The organism is Streptomyces sp. NPDC032161, from assembly GCF_040636995.1.
Taxonomy (GTDB): domain Bacteria; phylum Actinomycetota; class Actinomycetes; order Streptomycetales; family Streptomycetaceae; genus Streptomyces.
In genome coordinates this window covers 210,263-230,747 of the sequence record NZ_JBEZVN010000003.1, presented here as the reverse complement: position 1 = coordinate 230,747, position 20,485 = coordinate 210,263, and the positions used below count along the sequence as shown (strand labels likewise).

The 20,485-nt window shown below is 72.6% G+C and carries 18 protein-coding genes and 1 pseudogene; 9 read left to right on the top strand and 10 right to left on the bottom strand.

Translation table 11 applies throughout. From position 1 onward, the window contains the following. Positions 1-36 precede the first annotated feature (36 nt). Positions 37-819, top strand: coding sequence for a tyrosine-protein phosphatase (locus tag AB0E67_RS11385; protein ID WP_362024134.1), 783 nt, complete (start codon positions 37-39; stop codon positions 817-819). A 14-nt stretch (positions 820-833) separates the two neighbouring features. On the opposite strand, the gene AB0E67_RS11380 is transcribed toward AB0E67_RS11385, so the two are convergent. Both AB0E67_RS11380 and AB0E67_RS11375 read right to left on the bottom strand, forming a co-directional pair. After that, on the bottom strand, positions 834-2,186 hold the full coding sequence (locus AB0E67_RS11380; protein WP_362024132.1) for a hypothetical protein: 1,353 nt from the start codon (positions 2,184-2,186) through the stop codon (positions 834-836). 36 nt (positions 2,187-2,222) lie between these two features. After that, on the bottom strand, positions 2,223-2,852 hold the full coding sequence (locus AB0E67_RS11375) for a 2OG-Fe(II) oxygenase (protein ID WP_362024129.1): 630 nt from the start codon (positions 2,850-2,852) through the stop codon (positions 2,223-2,225). Between the two features lie 582 nt (positions 2,853-3,434). On the opposite strand from AB0E67_RS11375, the gene AB0E67_RS11370 reads away from it, so the two are divergent. Then, complete coding sequence (locus tag AB0E67_RS11370; protein WP_362024126.1) at positions 3,435-4,712, top strand: ATP-grasp domain-containing protein; 1,278 nt, start codon at positions 3,435-3,437, stop codon at positions 4,710-4,712. A 4-nt stretch (positions 4,713-4,716) separates the two neighbouring features. Continuing rightward, on the top strand, positions 4,717-5,964 hold the full coding sequence (locus tag AB0E67_RS11365) for an MFS transporter (protein ID WP_362024123.1): 1,248 nt from the start codon (positions 4,717-4,719) through the stop codon (positions 5,962-5,964). Positions 5,965-6,081: 117 nt separating this feature from the next. Here AB0E67_RS11365 and AB0E67_RS11360 read toward each other — a convergent pair whose 3' ends face one another. The 6 genes from AB0E67_RS11360 to AB0E67_RS11335 form a co-directional block, all read right to left on the bottom strand. After that, a complete protein-coding gene (locus tag AB0E67_RS11360; protein WP_362024121.1) occupies positions 6,082-6,861 on the bottom strand; it encodes a LuxR C-terminal-related transcriptional regulator in 780 nt (259 codons plus the stop codon). A gap of 31 nt (positions 6,862-6,892) precedes the next feature. Then, a complete protein-coding gene (locus tag AB0E67_RS11355) occupies positions 6,893-8,596 on the bottom strand; it encodes an amidohydrolase (protein ID WP_362024118.1) in 1,704 nt (567 codons plus the stop codon). A gap of 58 nt (positions 8,597-8,654) precedes the next feature. Beyond that, a complete protein-coding gene (locus tag AB0E67_RS11350; protein WP_362024115.1) occupies positions 8,655-9,068 on the bottom strand; it encodes a hypothetical protein in 414 nt (137 codons plus the stop codon). A gap of 542 nt (positions 9,069-9,610) precedes the next feature. Then, a complete protein-coding gene (locus tag AB0E67_RS11345) occupies positions 9,611-10,054 on the bottom strand; it encodes a DUF3592 domain-containing protein (RefSeq protein ID WP_362024112.1) in 444 nt (147 codons plus the stop codon). A gap of 306 nt (positions 10,055-10,360) precedes the next feature. Further along, positions 10,361-10,915, bottom strand: a complete 555-nt coding sequence (locus tag AB0E67_RS11340) for a WHG domain-containing protein (protein WP_362024110.1) — start codon at positions 10,913-10,915, stop codon at positions 10,361-10,363. Further along, positions 10,908-11,744, bottom strand: coding sequence for an alpha/beta hydrolase (locus tag AB0E67_RS11335; protein ID WP_362024108.1), 837 nt, complete (start codon positions 11,742-11,744; stop codon positions 10,908-10,910). The genes AB0E67_RS11340 and AB0E67_RS11335 overlap by 8 nt, the downstream gene beginning before the upstream one ends. Positions 11,745-12,081: 337 nt before the next feature. Between AB0E67_RS11335 and AB0E67_RS11330 the strand changes: the two genes are divergently transcribed. Together AB0E67_RS11330 and AB0E67_RS11325 are read left to right on the top strand one after the other, a co-directional pair. Then, the gene (locus AB0E67_RS11330; protein WP_362024105.1) at positions 12,082-12,270 is read left to right on the top strand and encodes a hypothetical protein; all 189 of its coding nucleotides are present in this window, start codon (positions 12,082-12,084) and stop codon (positions 12,268-12,270) included. 40 nt (positions 12,271-12,310) lie between these two features. Continuing rightward, positions 12,311-13,501: a hypothetical protein gene (locus tag AB0E67_RS11325; protein WP_362024102.1), complete on the top strand. Its 1,191-nt coding sequence runs from the start codon at positions 12,311-12,313 to the stop codon at positions 13,499-13,501. A gap of 85 nt (positions 13,502-13,586) precedes the next feature. Here the strand turns inward: AB0E67_RS11325 and AB0E67_RS11320 are convergent, their stop codons facing one another. Further along, positions 13,587-13,832 carry a hypothetical protein gene (locus tag AB0E67_RS11320; RefSeq protein WP_362024642.1) on the bottom strand — a complete coding sequence of 82 codons (246 nt, stop codon included), beginning with the start codon at positions 13,830-13,832 and terminating at the stop codon, positions 13,587-13,589. A 92-nt stretch (positions 13,833-13,924) separates the two neighbouring features. On the opposite strand from AB0E67_RS11320, the pseudogene AB0E67_RS11315 reads away from it, so the two are divergent. The 4 genes and pseudogenes from AB0E67_RS11315 to AB0E67_RS11300 all read left to right on the top strand — a co-directional run bounded on the left by AB0E67_RS11315 (position 13,925) and on the right by AB0E67_RS11300 (position 16,821). Then, positions 13,925-15,372 (top strand): annotated as a pseudogene (locus AB0E67_RS11315) (MFS transporter). Then, the gene (locus AB0E67_RS11310; protein ID WP_362024099.1) at positions 15,369-15,782 is read left to right on the top strand and encodes a cupin; all 414 of its coding nucleotides are present in this window, start codon (positions 15,369-15,371) and stop codon (positions 15,780-15,782) included. The pseudogene AB0E67_RS11315 and the gene AB0E67_RS11310 overlap by 4 nt, the downstream one beginning before the upstream one ends. A 304-nt stretch (positions 15,783-16,086) precedes the next feature. Continuing rightward, positions 16,087-16,362 (top strand): hypothetical protein, encoded by a 276-nt coding sequence (locus AB0E67_RS11305; RefSeq protein ID WP_362024096.1) that lies wholly within the window; start codon positions 16,087-16,089, stop codon positions 16,360-16,362. 285 nt (positions 16,363-16,647) lie between these two features. Further along, positions 16,648-16,821, top strand: coding sequence for a hypothetical protein (locus AB0E67_RS11300; protein ID WP_362024093.1), 174 nt, complete (start codon positions 16,648-16,650; stop codon positions 16,819-16,821). A 208-nt stretch (positions 16,822-17,029) separates the two neighbouring features. Here the strand turns inward: AB0E67_RS11300 and AB0E67_RS11295 are convergent, their stop codons facing one another. Beyond that, complete coding sequence (locus AB0E67_RS11295) at positions 17,030-20,470, bottom strand: S8 family serine peptidase (RefSeq protein WP_362024091.1); 3,441 nt, start codon at positions 20,468-20,470, stop codon at positions 17,030-17,032. Between the last annotated feature and the right edge of the window lie 15 nt (positions 20,471-20,485).

The following is a 20,485-nucleotide window of genomic DNA, read 5'->3' as shown; positions in this document are numbered from 1 at the left end:
GGCCTTCACGTCGGCCGACGGGAATACGGAGCGCAGATGAGTGGCAACATTGAAGACGGTCAGATGATGTCCGGCATTGAAATAGCTGGGCACCTGCGGCGGCCAGACAACGAGAACCTTCACAGCATTTCTCCCCTCACGTCCGGTCACTTCTTCGACGTCGCGGACGCGGTCGCCGGGCTGCGCCGCGGTCTGCTGCTGAGGACGGGATGGACGCTGCTGGGGTCCTGCCCCGCCCACGGCGCCGCGCCCGCCGCCGACTGGTGGGCCGTCGACCTGCGCAGCAGCCCCGAGCGGGAGCGGCCCGCGCTCGCCCCGGACGGACGGCTGACCCGGATCCCGATCGACGTCCCGGGCGCGGCGGACCTGCTCGCCGGCCGGCCGACCACGGCCGACTACGCCACGCTGTACCGGAACATGTCCGAACACTGCGCCGCGGAGCTGGCCGCCGTCGCCACCGCGGTCGCCGAACGGCTGCCGAGGAGCACCGTGGTGGGCTGCTCCCTCGGCAAGGACCGCACCGGCGTCGCGGTGGCGCTGCTGCTGAGCCTGGTCGGACTGCCCGAGCGGGAAATCCTCGACGCCGACCGCGCCGCCCGCTCCGCCCTCGGCGCCTGCCCGGCGGCGAGTGCGGTGTACGCCCGCAGAAGGAACGTCACCGAGGACGAGTTCGGGCGCCGGCTGGCCGTGGGCACGTCCGCCGTCGGCGCGCTGCTGACCACGGTCGTCGAGCGCCACGGCAGCGCCGAGGGCTTCCTCCGGGCGCATGGTGCGACCTCCCGTACGGTTGACGCCCTGCGCAGGGCTCTGGTCGGCTGAGACGGTCCCGGCGGTCACCCCGCGGAGCCGGCCGGGAGCTCGATCCGCGCGCCCAGCCCCACCAGCCGGGGCACCAACTCCTGGTAGCCCCGGTCCAGATGGGCCAGACCACCCACCACGGTGTCGCCGGGTGCGGCGAGCGCCGCTCCCAGGCACACCGCGGCGGCGCGGGTGTCCTCGGGCGCGAGCGGCTCCCGCGCCGGGTGCAGGGTGGAGGGCGCCACGAGCAGGCGGTGCCCCACCACCTCCATCCGGGCGCCCATGCGCCGCAAATGCTCCGCGTAACCGAACCGTCCCGGCCACACCCGGTCCTCCACCGTCGAGGTACCGGTCGCCCGCAGCAGCAGCATCGCGAGCAGTGGCGTGCTGTCGGTGGAGATCCCCGTCGACTCCGCCACCAGCTCGGCGCCGTCGTACGGGCCGTTCGCCGGCCGTACGGTGATGATCTCGGTACCGAACTCCGGTTCCATACCGAGCAGTTTGAGGAACCTCAGCTCGCGGTGGAGCGCCGCGTGGGTCCGTGAGGTCTCGCCGCAGTCGAGGGTCAGCGTGGAGCCCGTCATGGCGGCGAAGGACGCCCAGGTCACCACCTCGGCGGGATCGGACATCAGGTCGTACTCGGCGGACGGGCCCGCGGTGCCGCCACGCACCAGCCAGCTCGCGTCGCGCTGTTCGACCTCCACGCCGAACCGCCGCAGCATGCTGGCCAGTTCGTGCTGTGCCTCCTTCTCGTGCGGATTGTGGATCAGGCTGGTGCCGGGCGCGGCCGCCGCCATCAGCAGCGCCGTCTTCGTGGCCCCGGACACATGCGGTCCGGCGGGCCGCCGGTCGTCGTCCGACCAGCGCAGGATGTCCACGGTGGCGGGCCGCAGCCGCGACGCCGTGATGCGCAGCAGGCCGTCCCGCCACTCCCAGCGAGCCCCGAAGCTCTCCATCACCTCCAGCATGTGCTTGAGCGGACGGGCCAGTCCCCATTCGAAGCGGCCCAGCCCGTCCCCGCCCGAGCCGTGGAACTCGACCTGGCCCCGCTGTGCCAGTACCGCCGGCAGCAGGTACAGCGAGCCGTGGATCGCCCGGGTGCTGGCCGGAGGCAACTCCGTTCCGCTGATCCGGCCGTCGATCCGCAGCCGCGTGCCGGTGCCGCTCACCGAACCGCCGAGCCCGGTGACCGCCGCGCCGAGTGCCCGGCGTTCGGTCAGCCGTGGGGCGTTCTTGAGGGTGAGCTCGGCGCCCAGCGCCACGGCGGCGGCGAAGCCGAGCACCATGCCATGCTTGTTTCCGGGGACGGAGACCCGGCCGCCGAGCGGACGCCCTCCCGTCACGAACACGTTCCCGGTCTCCGGCCGACCGCCGGGATCCGGCGTCATGTCTGCCCTCCTCGCCTGCAGCCCTGTCGCATCGGGTCAGCTCTCCCGCAGCCAGAACTCCAGTTGCACGGTGAGCCGGGTGACCTCGTCCGTGTCGATCTTCGACACCGCGTGCCACGACGTGTCGCTCGGCGGGAACGCCAGGAGCTGCCCGCCGAGGGGCGGCACGGACTCCACCGGGGTGTCCGCCGACCGGCCCGAGCCGCGGACCTCGAAGTTCCCGCCGCCATCGGCGGGCCACTGCTCGTTGAGGTAGAGGATGGCCGTCAGGGCCTTGGTCGGCTTGTCCTTGTGCAGCGAGATGTAGTCGCCCTTGGTGTAGGTGTAGACGCCGATCTCGGACGGCAGGCCACGCAGGTCGATGTCGGTGGCCCGGCTCAGCCAGTCGAGGAACCAGTCGCTCTCCAGGTCGTCGAGGAGCGCCTTCCAGGAAGGGGACAGGCTGTCGGCGGCCGAGGTGCGGACGTTGTCGTCCACCAGGGTCAGCACGTTCATCCGGTACTGCTTCTCGCGGCGGGTTCCTTCGACCACCGCGCGTCGGCCGGTGTCCGCGGCCGGCCGTTCTCGTTCCAGATCACGCAGCTGCTCCACGGTCAGCAGTTCCGTGGCGAGATGCCAGGTGAAGGGCTCGTAGGAGTGCCGTAGGTCAGCGGTTCGCTTGAGCATCGTCCTCACATTTCCACTGGGCATGGATATCGGAAGGTCTGCTCTGAAACAGGGAAGGGAATGGGGCGGCTCGCGACCAGGCTTTCCACGGTGACGTTCACATTGCTTCCGGTGCCACCGAAAGCCGTGATGCCTGATCGGATCTTTTGCCGGACCGAAGGAAGGATGCCATATGATCCCGCCCCCCGTGCAAGAGTGGTTCGCCTTCTCGGGAATTCGACGGGTCGGCCAGGTGATGATTCCCGGCCATTCCGTCGGCGCCGTCCCCCGCCTCGGACGGGCCGGACCCGACGGGGCATCCGCCCAGTTCAGAGCAGTGTGTGCCGGAATCCCGGGTCTGTGGGACGTGGGTGCGACGGCACGCTCCTTCGTCCGGAAAGCGACTTGATGACTGGCCGAATTGCCGTGCTGAATGGCAGGAATGAGACCATGTCCGCGAGGCCGCTATGCGTTCCCGTGAGTACATCTCTGTTAACGGCACGTCAGGCGGCGAATAGGCGGCGTGTCAGGCGCGGTCGGGACCTGTTACGGTGCCGGGACGCATATGGATGAGAACCACGCATGGGCAGGAGTGTGGGTGGGATGGCCCCCGCCGCGGATCAGGGATTCGACGACATTCAGTACCTCCTCGTCGGCTACAGCGCCGACCTCCTCGCCGACCTCGACGGCCTTCTGCCGGAACGCAGTGTCGCGGTGATCGAGACACCGGAGGTCATCGAGGCCAGAGGCGTCCGCGAACGGATCGGCGCGGTGCGCTGTCTCGCCGACGTCATCGCCGCCCCCACCCAGGACGAGGCCAACGCGGCCCGGCTCGTCTCCGAGATCCCCCGGCCCGCGCGGATCCGCGCCGTGGTCCCCGCCGGCGACTACGGAGTGGTGGCCGCCGCCGCACTCGCCGCCGCCTGGGGACTGCCGGGCGCCGGCCCGGACGCGGCCCCGGTCTTCCGGGACAAGGCCCTGCTGCGCCGCACCGCGGGCACGGCCGGCATCGCCCAGCCCGAATGGCGTGTGGTGACCGGCCCCGAGGAGGTCGCCGAGTTCCGCGCGGGCGGCGACGGCAGCTGCGTTCTCAAACCGACGAACCGTCAGGCCAGCGTGGGAGTACAGATCCTGCCGCCGGACGCGGACACCGCGACCGCGTGGGCGCTGACCGCGGGCGCCGAGGAGCAGATGTTCCGGCCGGGCGAGTCCGGCGGCTCGCGCTACCTGGCCGAGCGACTGTTGCGGGGTCCCGAGGTCAGCGCCGAAGTCCTGGTGCGGGACGGGGAGATCACCTTCTTCAACAGCACCACGAAGGACGTCCTGCCCGGCCGGCACCCGGTCGAGATGGGTCACGTCGTCCCCGGACAGGAGAGCGACGAGGTGGCCGCACGGCTGGCGGCCGGTATGCGCGCGCTGGTCGAGGCGGCGAAGTTCTCCACAGGCGTCCTCCACGGCGAGTGGATCGTCGTCGACGGCGTGCCGCACCTCGTCGAGTGCGCGGCCCGGCTCCCCGGCGACTACATCGTCGAACTGGTCGAGATGGCCTACGACTGGAGCCTGCTGCGCGGCTTCCTCGCGGTCCTCGAAGGACGTCACGCCGATCCCGCGCCGCCCGCCGTGCGCGGGGCCGCCATCCGCTACCTGTCGGCGGAGCCCGGCGAGGTGCGCGAGGTCCGCGGAGCGGAGCGTGCGGGCGCGGTCGACGGGGTGCGCGAGGTGCTGGTCCGCGTGCGCGGCGGCGACACGGTCGAAACCGTCACCAGCTCCTGGAAGCGGCCCGGACACGTCATCGCCACCGGCGCGGACGGCCCCGCGGCCGTCGGGGCGGCCGAGCGCGCCCGGGCCGCGCTCACCATCGAGACCCACCGGCCGGGGTGAGGCGGTGAACTGGCTGCGCGCCTACGTCCCCGAGACCCGGGCCGGCCGGATCTTCGCGCTGAGCGCGTTCGTCGACGCCTCAGGGACGGGTCTCTACCTCGCGGGCTCGGCGATCTTCTTCGTACGGGTGGTCGGTCTCACCAGCACACAGGTAGGGCTGGGCCTCACCCTCGGCATGACGGTCGGCTTCCTGTCCACCGTACCGATGGGCCTGCTCGGCCAGCGGATAGGCGCCAAGCGGCTGCTCGTCCTGCTGCAACTGGCCCGCGGCGCCGGACTGATCGCCCTGGCTTTCTGCACCTCGTTCCCCTGGTTCCTCGCGCTCAGCGCCTACCTGGCCGTCGCGCAGAGCGCCACCGGACCGATGACCCAGGCCGTCATCGGAGCCGCCACCGGGGAGAAGGAGCGGGTCCGGACGATGGCCGTGGTCCGCTCGACCCGCAACCTCGGCTTCTCCCTCGGCGCCCTGAGCGTCGTCCCGCTGCTCGCCGCCCACTCGCCCTGGGCCTACCGGTCCATCGTCCTCGGCAACGCCCTGTCGTTCGCCCTGGCCGCGGTGGTGGTGATGCGACTGACCCTCCCGGCCGCGCCCCGGGTCGAGCGGACCGGGAGCAGGATCGGACTCCTCGCCCACTTCCGGGATTTCCGCTACCTCTCCATGACCGGCCTCAACGGCGTGCTCGTCCTGCACAGCACCCTGCTCTCCGTGGGCATCCCGCTCAGCGTCGTACAGGCCAGCCGCGCCCCCGACGGACTCGTCCCGCTGCTGACCCTGACCAACACCGTCATGGCGGTCGTCCTCCAGGTGCACTTCGCCCGGCGCGCCACCGCCTTCTCCGGGTCGGTCCGGGCACTGCGCTACGGCGGACTGTCCCTGGCCGGCTGCTGCCTGGCGATGGGCCTCACCCAGCACACCGACCGCTGGACGGCGATCGCCCTGCTGTTCGCGGCGATCGTGCTGCTGAGTCTGGGCGAGCTGTGGCAGTCGGCCGGCTCCTGGGAGGTCTCCTACCGCTACGCCCCCCAGGACCAGCGCCCCACCTATCTGTCCATCTTCTTCCTCGGCATCACCGCCGAGTCGATCTTCGGCCCCTTGGTCGTCACCGGCCTCGTGGTCGGCCACGGCCCCTTCGCCTGGCTCTGCCTCGCCGCCGTCCTCGGCCTGGCCACCGCCCTGGTCAGGCCAGTGCTCACCCCTCTCGAACGCCGCCTGACGGCCCCACAGGACGAACGCCCGCTCGCCCACAACTGAGCGGATCCCGGACCCGGTTCGGCACCGTACCGGGGCGCCCGCGGCAGACCGGCCGGCGTACCCGGTCCTCGGAGGGGTTCGTGGTTCGCCGCCGTCGGCGGCGTGCGCGCACCCGCGTCAGCGGGAGGGCCCGATTCCCCAGGCGGCGGCTCGGGCGGCGGCGGCCGCGCGGTTGGGGAGGCCGAGCTTGGCGAGGATGTGCTCGATGTGGGTCCCCACGGTCCGCGGCGTGACGTACAGCCGCTCGGCGATCTCCCGGTTGGTGCGGCCGGCGGTCAGTTCGGCCAGCACCTGGAGCTCCCGGGGCGAGAGCCCGCCGGGCCGCCCCGTGTCCGGGTGTCGCGTGTCCGCCTCGGGGGCGAACGCGGCGACCTCCTCGGGCGGCAGGCCCGCGCGGGGGTCGACGGCCGCGGCGAGGGCCTCGGTGAGCAGGGTGATCACGGCGCGGGCCGGATCGGGCGTGCGGCGCGGCCGGCGGGTGCTGACGTTCAGCATGCCGACGTACCGGCCGTCGGCGGCGAACAGGCACTGGGCCACGCCGTCCTCGATGCCGAGGGGACACAGCACCTCCCGGAAGCCCGGGGACGTCGCCAGGAGTTGCCGGGGCACGTCCCTGAGCCAGAGACCGCCCCGGGCCGGGCTGCGGAGCACGGGGAACACCGGGTCGTGGTGGAGGCGGGACTCGATGTAGGCCGTGGCGTCGTCCGGGTAGCTCCCGGCCAGGGTGGTGTGGCGCCGCCGCAGCGGATCCCACCGGGCGAGGGAGGCGTGGTCGTACTCCATCACCTCCGACAGCGCCGCCAGGACCGTGCCGACGCCGGTCGCGCCGCTCCTGGCGGCCTCACGGACCTGCACCGCCGCGTCCAGGATGTCCGCCGTGCTCCGCTCCGCTGCCATCCTCCAAGGATGATCAAGCGCCCGGAATACGTCAATCGCGAAGGGTGTCGTGCACGACCTGCCCGTCCACGACGGTGAGGACGACGGGCATCTCCGGAATGTCGTGCGGGTCGGCGGTGAGCAGGTCCCCGTCGAGCACGCAGAGGTCGGCGACCTTGCCCGGCTCCAGGGAACCCTTCCAGTCGTCGGCGAAGTCCTGCCAGGCCGCGTCGATGGTGTATGTACGGATCGCCTCGGCCAGGGCGATGCGCTGCTCGGGGCCGCTGACCCGGCCCCCGGCCTTCGACTCGCGCAGCACCATGGTGGCGACGCCCTGGCGCCAGTCCGGGTACGTGACGGGGGCGTCGGACCCGCTCGCGACCCGCACCCCGGCGTCGATGGCATCGCGGTACGGCCATGCGTACGCGGCCCGTTCGGTGCCGACGAACTCCTCCTCCATGTCGGCGACGGTCCACTTGATGGTGGGGTTCATGTTGACGCCGAAGCCGTGCGCGGCCAGTACCTTCATGCTGTGCGCGGTGAGGAAGTCGCCGTGGATGACGTAGTGGCGGGCGTCGGGCCGCGGGTGCTCGGCCATGGCCGCCGCGAAGGCGTCCGCGACCGTGTCTATCGCCCGGTCACCGGTGACGTGGACGCCCAACTGGTGTCCGGCGGCGTGGGCGTGCCGGATCATGGTGCCGATCTCGGCGATCCGTTCGCCGTCGGTCTCGCCGCCGACGCACAGGGAGCCACAGCCACCGCCGACGTACGGTTCGTGCATCCAGGCCGTCTTGTTGGGGACGACGCCGTCGGCGAAGACCTTGACCCCGTGGGTCGCGAAGCGGCGCGGATCGGTGTCGCCGGACTCGCCGAGAGCGGTGAGCGAGCGGGCGAACTCCTCGGCGGTGCTCGCCATTCCGGTGGGCAGGAGCAGGACGCCGACGCGGGCCGTCAGTTCGCCGCCGGCCAGCAGCCGGTGGTAGACGTCGAGGGTCTCCGTGCCGAGCGCGCCCCGCATGATGCCGTCGCCGCCGGGGCCGAGCCCGGGCTCGGTGAAGCTGGTCACGCCGAGCCGGGCCAGCGTGGCGAGGGCCGACCTGATCGCGTCGGTCCGCTCCTGCCGGCTGAGCGGCGGCAGCGCGTTCTGGACGAGGGCCTGGGCCCCCTCGTGGAGCAGCCCGGTCGGCTCCCCGGACTCGTCCACGACGATGGTCCCGCCGGGCGGTGCGACGGTGTGCCGGTCGATCCCGATGAGCTCCAGAGCCTTGGAGTTGACCCAGGTGGCGTGCCCGGAGAAGGAGTACAGGACGACCGGGTGGTCCGGGCTCACGGCGTCGAGGTCGTGCCGCGAGGGCAGCCGCGACGGATCGGCGACGCACTCGTCGAGGTAACCGGTGTCCCAGCCGTGCCCCGTGATCCACTGCCCGCCCGGAACCCGCCCGACGGCCTCCCGCACCGCCCCGGCCACGTCCGCGAGCGAGGACACGGCGGGATGGCCGAGGTCGAGCGAGAGCGGGGGCGTCGCCATGCCGAAGGCGCACGCGTGCAGATGGGAATCGTTGATGCCGGGAAGCAGCGTCGCCCCCCGGAGGTCGACGACGCGGGTGCCGGGTCCGACGAGCGGGGCGACGTCGTCCCGCCCACCGACGGCGGTGATGATCCCACCGGTCACCGCCAGGGCCGAGGCGACGGAGAACTCCGCATCGACCGTGACCACCCGCCCGCCGAGAAACACCAGATCCGCATACGTGCCCACAGAAGGTCCTTTCGAAGAACGGGCGCACCACGGCTGCCCGCGAACGGTCTCCCGAGGACTATGACCGCGCGCCCGCCCCCCGCGCATCGGTCATCCCACCGATACGCGCTCTCGCGGGGGCGGGCCGACGGCCGGCCTTCGTACGGCCGCCTTCGTGGACCGTCCGACGGCACCGCTCGCGGTCACCCGCACGGGCCCCGGGCGGACAGGACCCGCGGTCGGTCGGCGTCCGGCCGCGCGAGGCCGCACGGGCGAGGTCCGCGGGAAGCCTCAAGGGGGCGAAGCAGAATCCCCGGATGCCCAGCCGGGACAGGAGCTTGTTGTCCGCTACGGCGGGAAGCAGGTGGGGCAGGACCTCGGCCTCCGGGTCATGGCGTCGGAGGGTTTCGGTGATCCGCTCGACGAGGTCGCCGTCGAAGGGGGTCTCCAGGGCTTCGAAGTCGACCTCCTGGGGTGCTCGTCGACCATCCACGCGGATCCGTGGTCGCAGTCGCGCCCGTCCCGTCCTCGTTCCGGGCGACCGTGCGCTGCGCACGAGAGAGGCCGCCGCCGCGAACGGCCTGGACGCCGCCCCGATGTCTGGAAGCGGATCACCGCGCTCGCCGTATGAAGCCGGCCGAGCGGACCGGACCACTCCGGCCGCCTGCGGAGCCCCGCCCGGTTTACGCGCCGTCGCCCGGGCAGGCCCGGCTGTGGTGCGCGCTCGAACCCTTGCGGGGCGCGCACCACAGAACCGGTCGGCGGGAGCTCAGCGGCGCAGACGCTGCCGCGTCGCGCCGGTTCCGTCGTGCGCGAGGCAGGTGCGCATGGTGCCTTGAGGTCGGCCCGTCGGGCCTCGGGGTTCTCAAGTGGCGCGAGGACCGCGTAGGCCCGTCCGGCCGGCGAGGCCTTGGCCGGAGCGCGGTAGCGCTCCAACGACATGGTTGTCGAGGAGGGTTGCGAGCTTCACCCGCGCACGCAGGGCACCCGCACCAAGACAAGAACCGCAGATCAGACGGGTTCGAGACGCCAGCGTCAGCCCGTCGACGACCGTTCGCGCACCGCCCGCCTCATGGCGCGAAGCCCTTCCCGGCCGAGCATGAACACCAGCAGCGGCATGAGGATCACGAGCGCGAGCCCGACCAGGGTCAGCATGCCGTACCCCACCCTGTCGCTCGTCACGGAGTGGGTGCTCGCCGTCTCGGGACGTCCCGGCTCGTAGTGGACGCGGACCGTGTCGCCGACGTCCGCGTCGCCGCCTTCCCAGAACCGATAGGACGTCCCGTCGGCCGTGGTGAAACGAATCTCGATCCTCTTGGCGCGGCCCCCCTGGGGCTCGACCACCTTGTCCGTGGCCAGGACGACCCCGTCGACCGACCGCCCACGCGCGGCGACCGCGGAGGCGTCGTCCAGCCCGTCGAGTCCTCCACGGACGAACCCGTACCCGAGAACGGTGAACAACACCGCCAGCGTCGTCACGGCCACCCCGACCGCGGCCTTCCCGGCGACGCGCGCCCCCGCACCGAACCGGCGTGGCCACCGCCGCCCGTTCACCGTCTCCCACCCGTCCCACGAGCCATGGTCTCCCCTGTCGGACCTCGCACCAGGCGGCCTGCGCCGCGCGTGCCCCTGAGGTGTTCTCCCCGCCGAACAGAGCTCTACCCGGGAAATCTCGTGTCTCCCGGCGACCGGCCGTCCCGACGTGACCCCGATGGGACGCCGTCGGCGTCGGCGTCGAGAAAGGCCGGGGCCCGCCCGCGGCCGCGACGATTGAGGCCGAAGGGGTCAACGAGGCGAGCGCAGGCCCGTGATGACCATGTGGATCAGCAGGTCGTAGCTCTCGTCCAGTTTCTCGGGAAGCCCGAACGCGCCTTCGCTCTCCAGGGTCGCGAAGCCGTGGACGACGGCGCGCAGGCATCGGGCCGCGTGGATCGCCGCGGAGTCCTCCATGCCGTAGGCCCGCAGGGTGGCCAGCACGATCCTGATCAGTCGTGCGCCGGCCTCGGCGGTCCGTGGCTCGGGGCTCTGGACGAGTGCCGCGTACCGGTGCGGGTGCGCCGACGCGTAGTCGCGCCATGCCGACATGAGTGCGCGGATCGCCTCGTCGGCGGAGCGTCCGAGCACGGCTTCGCCGACCTGGTCGGCGATCTCGTTGATGATGCGTGCCGACAGGAGGTCACGCAGCTCGGCGAGGTTGCGTACGTGCTTGTAGAGAGACGGGGTGGCCACACCCGCCCGGCCGGCGACCGCCGACAGGGTCAGGGCGGTGGGAGAGCCCTCGTCGATGATCCGTAGCGCGACATCGACCACCGCGTCCGCGGAGAGCGCGGCCCTAGCCACGGACGCCGACCTCGAGGAAGGCCAGGACGGCCGCGGCGACTTCGGCGGGGAACTGGACGTGGGCGTAGTGGCCCGCGCCCTCGATCATTTCGAGGCGACCGAGTCCCGTGGGCATTTCCGCCACGATGCCTTCGCCCTCGGCCCGGGGGTCGGCCCAGTCGGGGTCGAGCGTGCCGCCGATGACCAGAGCGGGGCACCGGATGCCGGCGAGCACCGCACCCGCGTCCGTGGGAGCGGACATCCCCATTCTGCTGACGACCGCCATCCGGCCCGGCCTGCGCAGGTCGGCGTCGAGCGCGGCGACATGGTCGGCGAAGCCGGCGGGCCGGAGGCCCGGGCAGGCATGGTCGAGGTAGCGCTTCCACAGCCCGACGTTGCGCAGGAGCCCGGTACCCATGAGCAGCGCCATGCCCTTGCGGTAGCGGGCATGGGACACCAGAGCACCCAGGTCGATCTTCTGCGCGCGGGTGAACGGGCTGATCTCGACGATGGCGCTGACCAGTTCGGGCTCCCGCGCCGCCGCGATGGTGGCGGCGCCACCGGCGAACGAGTGGCCCACGACGACGGCGGGGCCGCCCAGGTGCCGGACGAGAGCGAGCAGGTCGGCCGCCACATCGGTGCGGGTGTAGGAGGTCCAGCCGGTGCTGGACTCGCCGTGTCCGCGCAGGTCGGTGTTGGCGACGCGGAATCCGGCGTCGGCGAGACGTGCGGCCACCTCGCGGTAGGCCGCCCTGTTGTCACCCATGCCATGGGCGAGCACGATCAGCTGGCCCTCGCCCGTCACGTCGTACGCGATCTGTCCGTCGCCGGTCTTCAGGAATTCAGTCATGCCGTCCTCCACAGGAGCTAATGTCTATAACCAAAAAGCTAACGTCATTAGCCCCCCCTGTCAAACGTAGCCCCGTGCCTGCGGGGAGCCGCCTCCTGGCGGGCGGGGGAGGGTCCGGCTGTGCGCGGCGGGCCGCCCCGCGGAGGCAACGGCCCTTGCCTGGGGCCGATTCGGCGGTGAGTATCGCCGGTCCTTCCGGTCTGGCGGGCATGACATACCCCACACGCGGGAAGTCCAATTTTCAACATGTTTGCCAGTAGCGTCTTTCATGTCCCATTGCGGCCGGGTATCGCCGGGCCGCTGTCGCATGATCTACGGGCCGATCAAGGAGCAGGCCATGGAACAGACCTCCGGGCACCAGGCGGCCACCGAGCCTCGCGCGACGCGGGGCGGGCGGCTGCCGACGGGTGTCACGGCCCTCGCGCCGGTTCCGGCCGTCCGCCGCGGCGAGGACATCGCCGTTCCGGGCCGCGGGGCCGCCGAGTGCTCCGTGACGGGGGTGCGTCGACGGCTGTCGGCCTCATGAGGGGCGTATCGCCGTTGTGGATGAGGCAGGAGCCGAGAGCATGACAGCACACGTCCTCGCGCGAGGTCAGGCCGTCGCCGGGCGGTGGCGGAACGCGGGCCGGGCCTGGTGGTCGCCGCGGGCCTTCCGGTCGGTACGGCCCGCGGCGGTGCGGACCGTCAAGGTCCTGATCGCTGCCCTCCTGGCCTGGCAGGCCGCGTCGTGGTGGCTGCCGGGGGAACAGCGGTACCTCGCCGTGGCCACCGCGCTCGCCATGGTCAGCGCCCCCACCGTCTACCGGTCGGTGACGCAGGCACTGCGCAGCGTGGCGGGGCGGGCGGCCGGTCTGTCGGTGGCCGTGGCCGTCGTGTGGCTGCTCGGCCCGGCCGCGGGGAGCGCGGCCGCCATCCCGGCGATCGCGCTGGTCGTCGCCGGCCGACGGGGGTCGGACGGCCGTCTGCAGGTCGCCTCGACGGCGGTGCTCGCCCTGGCCGCGGCGACGGCCGTTCCCGTGGACCACGTGGTCGAGCTGACCCTGGCGACGCTGACCGGCGCGGTGGCGGGGATCGCGGTGAACGCCCTCATCCTGCCGCCCGTGCACCTGAGCGCGTCCGACTCCGCGGTGCGCGGTCTCGCCGTCGCCATGGGGGAACTGCTCGTCGACATGGGCCGCGGGCTGCGGGAACGGCGGCACGCCGACCGTGCGCACGCCTGGCTGGAACAGGGCAGGCGCCTGGAGGACCTGGCGGTGCGGGCGCACGAGGACGTCCGCGAGAGCCAGGAGAGCCTGCGCTGGAACACGCGGTGCGTCGTCGTACGCGGAGGACGCGAGCCCTCGGGCCACGGCGAGGCGCTGCGCGCCCTGCACCGGATCACCCTCCAGGTCCGAGGCATCGCCCGTACCCTCGCCGACACCGTCGACGACCGGCACACCGGCCACCGTCTGGGGCAGATGTTCCTCGACCGGTACGCGGCGACCCTGGAGACGGCGGGAGGTGCGGTGAAGTGCTTCGCCACGCCCGGGGCGGCTGACGGCTCGGCCGAGGACGACGCACGCGAGCGACTGCGCCGGGCCATCGACGACGCCGCCGCGTGGCACACCGTGATGACCGGCGAGATCAAGCGGGGCGCGCTGACCGAGCCGGCCGCCTGGCACGTGTACGGATCACTGATGACCGACGCCGAACGCCTGCTCGCCGACCTCGACCGCGCGGCCCGCTCCGCCACGACCTCGCAGATCTCCCACCCGTAGGGGAGCGGTGCCGGGCCGCCTGCCGGCACCCGGTTCGGCGAACTCGCGCCCTCCGGGCCCGCCGCCTTCCGAGCGGGATCGCTCATCACGTCACTGCCGCTCCGAGGGCGACCGCGTCGCGCCGGTGGACGCACTCGACGGGCTGGAGCCGGTGTTCGCGCAGAAGGGCGTCCATCTGCTCGAAGCCGACCGGGACGAAGCGGGCGGGCGGCGGCACCTTCGTCCCCGTTCCGGCCGGCAGCGCCCGCTGCCATTCCTGGGTCGCGGGCGTGTCGGCCTCGAAGTTCCTTACGCGGTCGGCGGGTTGTGGCCGATGGGTGTAGGAGTCCAGTCCCCCGCCGGGCGCGACGTGATCTGGTGCCGGCCGCCGCGAACGGCCCTCCGGGGGTCGACAGGAGAATCCCCTGACGCTATTTTCCTTACATGTATAAAAATCCGAGAGGGAGTCCAGGAGCAGTGCTCGCGGCAGCAGCCGTGGGTCAGTTCGTCGTCGCCCTGGACATGTCGGTGGTCAACGTCGCATTGCCCGCGATCCGCGCCGGGCTGGGATTCGCACCGCTCGACTTGTCGTGGGTCGTGCACGTGTACGCGCTCACGTTCGGCGGGTTTCTGCTGCTGGGGGGCCGCGCCTGCGACCTGTACGGCCGACGCCGCCTGTTCGTGCTGGGCCTGGCCGTCTTCGGGCTGTGCTCGCTGGCGGGCGGGTTGGCCCAGGAGCCCTGGCAGCTGATCAGCGCCCGTGCCGGGCAGGGTCTGGGAGCCGCCGCGGCCGCGCCCGCCGGGCTGGCGATGCTCACCACCGCCTTCTCCGAGGGCCCCCGGCGCGTTCGCGCGCTCGGAGTGTGGAGCGCGGTGAACGCCGCGGGCGGCGCGCTCGGTGTACTGGCGGGCGGGCTGCTGACCCAGTACGCGGGTTGGCGCTGGGTCATGCTGATCAACCTGCCCATCGTGGCGGCGGCTCTCGCGCTGGTCTCCGTGGGTGTGCCCGCCGGAACACAACAGGTCCGGCGCGAGCGGTTGGATGCATGGGGCGCCGTCCTGGCGACCGGCGGAGCCGGGCTGCTGGTGTTCGGCGTCGTCCGCACCGACACCCTCGGGTGGGGTTCCCCGTCCACGTTGGTGACCCTCGCTGCCGCGGCCGTGCTGCTGGCCGCCTTCGTCCTCGCCGAGACCCGGGCCCCGGCACCGCTGTTGCGTCTCGGTCTGCTGCGCAGCCGGTGGGTCGCCGGTGCGAACGTGCTGGTGTTCCTGGCCGCCGCCGGACAGTTCACGGCCTTCTATTTCGTGTCCCTCTACATGCAGCAGGTCCTGGGCATGAGCGCCGCCGCCACCGGCGCCGCTTTCCTGCCCTTCTCCATCGGCCTGATCGCGGGCACCGTCGTCGCGACCCGCGTCACCGCGAGGCGCACCCCCCGCGCCCCCTGGTGCCCGGAGCCCTGCTGGCCGCGGCGGGCCTGGCCTGGTTCGCCCTCATCAGCCCTGACGGCAACTTCCTCACCGACGTGCTCGGCCCGTCCCTCGTCACCAGCATCGGGGCCGGACTGGTCCTGGCCCCGGTCGCTGCCGCCGCGACCACCGGCGTCGCCCCGCGCGAGGCCGGCATGGCCTCCGGACTCATGAACAGCTCCCGCCAACTCGGCGGCTGCATCGGCTTGGCCGCCCTGGCCACCGTCGCCGCACACCGCACCGGTACGGCAACCGCCCCCGCGGCGCTCAACGACGGCTACGCGCTGGGCCTGGCCGTCGCCGCCGCTCTCTTCGTCCTCGCGGCGGTCGTGGCGATCGGCGTACTGCCCCGTCAACGCACCGAGACGTCCGACCCCCGCACCACCGCTCCCGCAGAGAACCAGATGGAAGGAACACCTTCATGACGACGACACCCATCTCATCCGTCGACCTGTTCGCATCGGCGCTGCACATCCACCCCGACGGCGATGTCCGAGCCGCCGAACGGCGGATGACGGGCAGCGACTCCGGCGCCTGGCAGATCGCGACGTTCCACGTGGAGACCGACGCCGACGTCCACGCCGACCACTGGGAGATGCACCCGCAGGCCGAGGAGGCGGTGTGCTGTCTGACCGGCGGTGTCCGCGTCTACTTCCGCCCCGACGGGCCCGACGGGCCCGACGGCACCGAGGACATGGCGCAGTTGCGGGCAGGCACCGCCGTGATCGTCCCCCGCGGCCGCTGGCACCGTCTGGAACTGGACGCCCCCAGCGACCTGATGTCGATCACCCTTCGCCACGGCACCCGCCTCGAAAAGCGCACCGACACCCGCTGAGCGGGATGCGGCCCGGCGGCCCCGCCGCCGGGCCACCACAATCCTTGGTGGATCAGCGGGCGGGCCCCTGCCGTCCGAGCAGTGTGTCGCCCTCCGCGCTGCGCCGGTGGCTTCCAACTGCACGCCGACGTCTGAGCCGTGCGCCGTCGGCGTCAGGACCAACTCCTTGTCGGTCAGCTGGATCGTCTCCTCGTAGGCTCCCTTGCGTACGTCGAGCCGACAGCCCGACCGACCGGCGTGCGGATGCAGCGTGTCGAGGAGATGCCCGATCCCGTGTCCGGCCATCTCGCGGGAACGCGCGGCGATGCCCGCCCCCAGGACGGTGCGCATCCCGGTCCACTCGTCGACGACGACGTCCTTCCAGAACTGCCGCATGCCGTTGGCGACCCGTCGGCCGAACTCTCCCGCATCGAGCGCCGACCGCAGGGACGCGGGCATCCGGCCGTTGCCGAAACGTACCGTGGCGACCTGGTGGACGGCGGCCTCCTGGGGCGTCGCGTCCATCATGGCCAACTGCTCGGCGAACGTATGCCCCGCAGGCCCGAAGGACGGCTTCGGCGTGAGCAGGTCCGGCATGTAGGTGAGCCCGCCCGCCCCGTCGGGCCGGCACTGCGCGATCAGGGCTACGTCGGGGTTGCGCAGCGCCCACCGTGCCGCAGCCCCCGGATCACCGAGGAGCGGATGACGGCGCCCGGCCGCCGTGAGCCGCAGCCACATCACCACTTCGTACGCGGGAGACGGCGAAAGCCGGACCCTGCTCAGACTTCCCGCGTCGAGAAGCACAGAGATCACACCTTCGGAGCGTAGGTGCGCCCGCCTCATTCGAAGGGGTTCGAATCACTAACAGGATTGCTTTGAACGGTAGTTGTCTGAGTCGGACACCCGCTCTCCCGTCATCGACTGCAGCCCCGACGAGAGCCAGGTCATCTCCCCCTACTACCACTCGAACTACCCGGTGAAGAACGTGAGGTTCCGAACCTGCGTCGGTGACAAGGCCGGAGGGGTCAACACCCTCCTCTGCTCGCCGTGGTCCTGGTAGCGGACCGGCAGGCCGGCCGGGTGGGGCAGATCCGATCACGCACGGCCGTCCCGCGCGGGGTGCCGACCACGCTGCTCGGGCAGCCGGAGCCGTCCGAGCAGCGTGGTCGGACGGTTCGCGGTTCCCGGGAAGCCGCCCCGGCGGCATCGGGTGCCCGCCGGGGCGGCTCGGGAGCGGAAGGAACGCGGTCCGGGGCGTTCCGCCGCGGTCAGGGGGCCAGACGGTAGGCGCGCAGGACGGTCTGTTCCACGGTGCCGCCGTCGGCGTCGCGCGCCGTGGCCCTCAGGGAGACGAAGGACCCGGAGCCCGGGGTGATGGTGACGCGGTGACCGGTGGCGCCGTCCGAGCTGACCGGGGCGTCCTGCCACGTCACGCCGTCGTCGAAGGAGACCTGCACGGTGAGGCGCTTGGTCCTGGGCGCCGCGGCGCCGGCCTGCCGCTCCACCCGCGCGGTCAGCGTGTGCTTGGCACGGGCGGTCCGGTTGTCGGCGTCGACGGGAGCGATGAAACGTACGACGTCCAGCGGCAGTGCCTCGGTGCGCACCGCACCGCCGGGGCCGGGTGCGACGGCCGCGGAGCGGAAGGTCCACACCGTCTTCACCGTCGTCGACAGTGACGCCCACGGCTCCTTGCGGGTGGCGCGGGCGGTCAGCCGGTAGGTGGCCGCGTCCTGGGGGACGGCGAAGGTGGCCCTGGGGGACTTGCTGGAGCCGAGCCTCTGACCGTCCTTCGTCAGGGTGATGTCCACGGTGTCCTCCAGCCAGTCGGGCATCGGGCCGCCGTAGTGCCCGGGGGCCGCGTCGCTGAACAGCTGCGGTTCCGCGCCGATGGTGCCGTCACTGGCGCGGCCGATCGACGGCGCGCCGTTCTTGACGGGAGCCAGGCCCGGGCCGATGACGGCGGCGTTCCACCGGTCGACGCAGGTGCTGCCGGCCGTGCACGAGACGGTGCCGATCTGCGTGACGGGCAGCGGCAGGTACTCGCCGCCCTCGCCGGCCTGCTGGCTGAAGTACGTCTCGCGCTGCTGGCCGCGCACGGTCATGTACTCGGTGCGTGCCGCGGGCAGCGCGAAGTCCGGTTCGACGATGCTCACTCCGCCCAGACCGGACTCGGTCGGCCAGCTGGACATGCTGCCGGCGGTACCGGGACCCTGCGCGTAGTAGTCGCTCCTGACGGCGGCCAGATCCTCGCGGGCGAGGCGGAACGCCGGGTCGGGGAGCGAGCCCGTGGTGAGCAGCAGCAGGTCGTAACGGTCGGGCAGACGCCCCTTCGGGGCCTGCGCGCCGTGCTGGATGCTGCGGACGTAGAAGCCGAGCGTGCCGCCGGAAACCCGTTCGCCCGGTATGACGTAGAGCCGTCCGGGCCTGCCGAGCAGGGCGCTCTGGTCCGCGCACGTGCTGTCCCCGGGCAGGCGGTAGCAGTATCCGGCCGACAGCGAGTAGGGCTGTGCGTCGCGGTCCGGGACGGCGACGGTGATCGGCTTGCCCTGCCGGGCGTCCACCGTGAACGCGGCGTCGCCGCGTACGTCCAGCTCGGGCTGGAGGAACAACGTCGACGTCGGTGCGGCCTCCCCGGCTCCCGGGGTGACCAGGGTGCCGCCGAGGTTGTAGCGGCCCTCCGGCACGCGGGCGATGGCCGTGCCGCCGTCGAAGGTGAGGCCGAACGTCCGGCCGTCGGCGAGGTTCGTCAACCCTACGGAGGAGAAGCCCTGTTCGCGCGAGCCCGGGCCGAGGGGCGCGCCGTCGCGGTCGACTGCCTTCACCGTGACCTGGCGGTGGACGGCCTCCTTGGTGACCGCGAAGGCCGGTCCGGTCACGACGGTGCCGCTCCCGGCGGTCGCGGTCAGCCGTCCGCTGAAGGAGGTCCCGGCCGCCGCGGCGCCCGGGTCGATGGTGACCGTGGTCCGGGCGGTGCCCCCGGCGGGCACGGTCAGCACGGCCGGCGACACGGTGAACAGACCCTTCGGCCCCGGCTCGTCGGCCCGGCCGGTGGTGCCGGCGGCCACCGTGAGGGAGACCTCCGCCGTGCCGGTGTTGTGGTACGTGACGGTTCGGGTGACCGGTTCGGTGGCCTCGGGGTCGGTGAAGTACACGCCGGTGTCCTCGGCTGCGGCGAACACGCTCTGGGCGGTGGCCCGCGCCACGTCCAGGCGTCCGGCACCCTGCTCGTACGCGCCCTGCCCGGCGATCGGCTTCGCCGAGGAGGTCAGTGCGGCCTTGAGCTGCGGCCCCTTCCAGTCCGGGTGGGCCTGGGCGAGCAGCGCGGCGGCGCCGGCGACGTGCGGCGCGGCCATCGAGGTGCCGGACAGGGCGGTGTAGTGGTCGTTGACCGGGTTGTCGCCGTCGGTGCCTGCCGCGCGGGCCGCCACGATGCCGATGCCCGGCGCCGTCAGATCGGGCTTGACCGCGTGATCGCCCAGGCGCGGCCCCTGGCTCGACAGGTCGGCGAGCGCGTCGTCGCGTTCGACGGCGCCCACGGTCAGCGCGGCGTCGGCCGCACCGGGCGTGCCGACCGTACCGGGGCGTCCGCGGTTGCCGGCCGCCGCGACGAACAGCGTGCCGTGGTCGGCGGAGAGCTTGTCGACGGCCTGCGAGAGGGGGTCGGTCCCGTCGGTGGCGGCGCCGGACAGGCTGATGTTGACGATGGGCGCCCGCGCCGCGGCCCACTCCATGCCCTGGAGGACCCACGACTCCTGCCCGCCGCCGTTGTCGTCCAGCACCTTGCCGACCAGCAGTTCGGCGTCGGGGGCCATGCCCCGGTAGCGGCCGTCGGACGCGGTGCCGTCCCCGGCGACCGTGGAGGCCACGTGCGTGCCGTGACCGTCACCGTCGCCGACGGCACCGCCGACGGCACCGTCGCCCCGCGTGAAGTCCGCCGACTCGGCGATCGAGCCGGAGAAGTCGGGGTGCGTCGGGTCGATGCCGGTGTCCAGCACCGCGACCTTCACGCCCTTTCCGGTCCAGCCGGACTTCCACGCCTGCGGCGCACCGACCTGGGACGTGCTGCGATCCAGGGCGGCGCCGACCTTGCCGTCGAGCCACACCTTGGCCACGCCCGGGGCGAGGGCGTCCGCCGACCGGCGCTTCGACGCGGCGGGTCCCCACTGTTCCCAGAGCTGCGACACCCGCTTCTTGTCGGCCCGCAGCGCGGTGCCGTGCACGCTCGCCAGGGGGCGTACGGCCGCTGCCCCGGCCGGTGGCCGCGGAGCCGCCTTCCCGGCGACCGCCTCGTCGTACATGACGATCAGTGGCAACCGGGGGCTGTGGGCGTCGTCGTACCCCTGGGCCACGAGTCCCGTGATGTCGAACAGCCGCGGGTCCAGGAATCCGGCGCGCAGCGGCGCCACCGCGTCCTGCGGCACCAGCGACACCGAACCCTCGGTGCCCTGCTGGGTGAACGTCATCTCCTCGCGCCCGGGGCCGGGCCGTACGGCGACCACGGAGACCGTGCCGTCGGCGCCGACCCGGGCGGTGACCTCGTCGCCCGTGATGAGCGTCGTCCTCACCACGGAGCCCGCCCCGGACCCCGCCCCGGACGCCGCGGCCGTGCGGGGCGGTGCCGCCCCGGCGGGCGGCACGGCCGCCGTACCGATCAGCAGTGCGCCCAGCACGACGGCGGCCGGCGGGCCTGCTGTACGTATGCCTCGCATACGTGTCCTCTCGAT

Excerpts from the sequence above, each read along its gene's own strand:
- AB0E67_RS11310 (WP_362024099.1), top strand. The coding sequence starts at position 15,369 with ATGACGACGACACCCATCTCATCCGTCGACCTGTTCGCATCGGCGCTG.
- AB0E67_RS11330 (WP_362024105.1), top strand. The coding sequence starts at position 12,082 with ATGGAACAGACCTCCGGGCACCAGGCGGCCACCGAGCCTCGCGCGACG.
- AB0E67_RS11295 (WP_362024091.1), bottom strand. The coding sequence starts at position 20,470 with ATGCGAGGCATACGTACAGCAGGCCCGCCGGCCGCCGTCGTGCTGGGC.
- AB0E67_RS11325 (WP_362024102.1), top strand. The coding sequence starts at position 12,311 with ATGACAGCACACGTCCTCGCGCGAGGTCAGGCCGTCGCCGGGCGGTGG.
- AB0E67_RS11370 (WP_362024126.1), top strand. The coding sequence starts at position 3,435 with ATGGCCCCCGCCGCGGATCAGGGATTCGACGACATTCAGTACCTCCTC.
- AB0E67_RS11380 (WP_362024132.1), bottom strand. The coding sequence starts at position 2,186 with ATGACGCCGGATCCCGGCGGTCGGCCGGAGACCGGGAACGTGTTCGTG.
- AB0E67_RS11360 (WP_362024121.1), bottom strand. The coding sequence starts at position 6,861 with ATGGCAGCGGAGCGGAGCACGGCGGACATCCTGGACGCGGCGGTGCAG.
- AB0E67_RS11375 (WP_362024129.1), bottom strand. The coding sequence starts at position 2,852 with ATGCTCAAGCGAACCGCTGACCTACGGCACTCCTACGAGCCCTTCACC.
- AB0E67_RS11385 (WP_362024134.1), top strand. The coding sequence starts at position 37 with ATGAGTGGCAACATTGAAGACGGTCAGATGATGTCCGGCATTGAAATA.
- AB0E67_RS11305 (WP_362024096.1), top strand. The coding sequence starts at position 16,087 with ATGCCCGCCCCCAGGACGGTGCGCATCCCGGTCCACTCGTCGACGACG.
- AB0E67_RS11335 (WP_362024108.1), bottom strand. The coding sequence starts at position 11,744 with ATGACTGAATTCCTGAAGACCGGCGACGGACAGATCGCGTACGACGTG.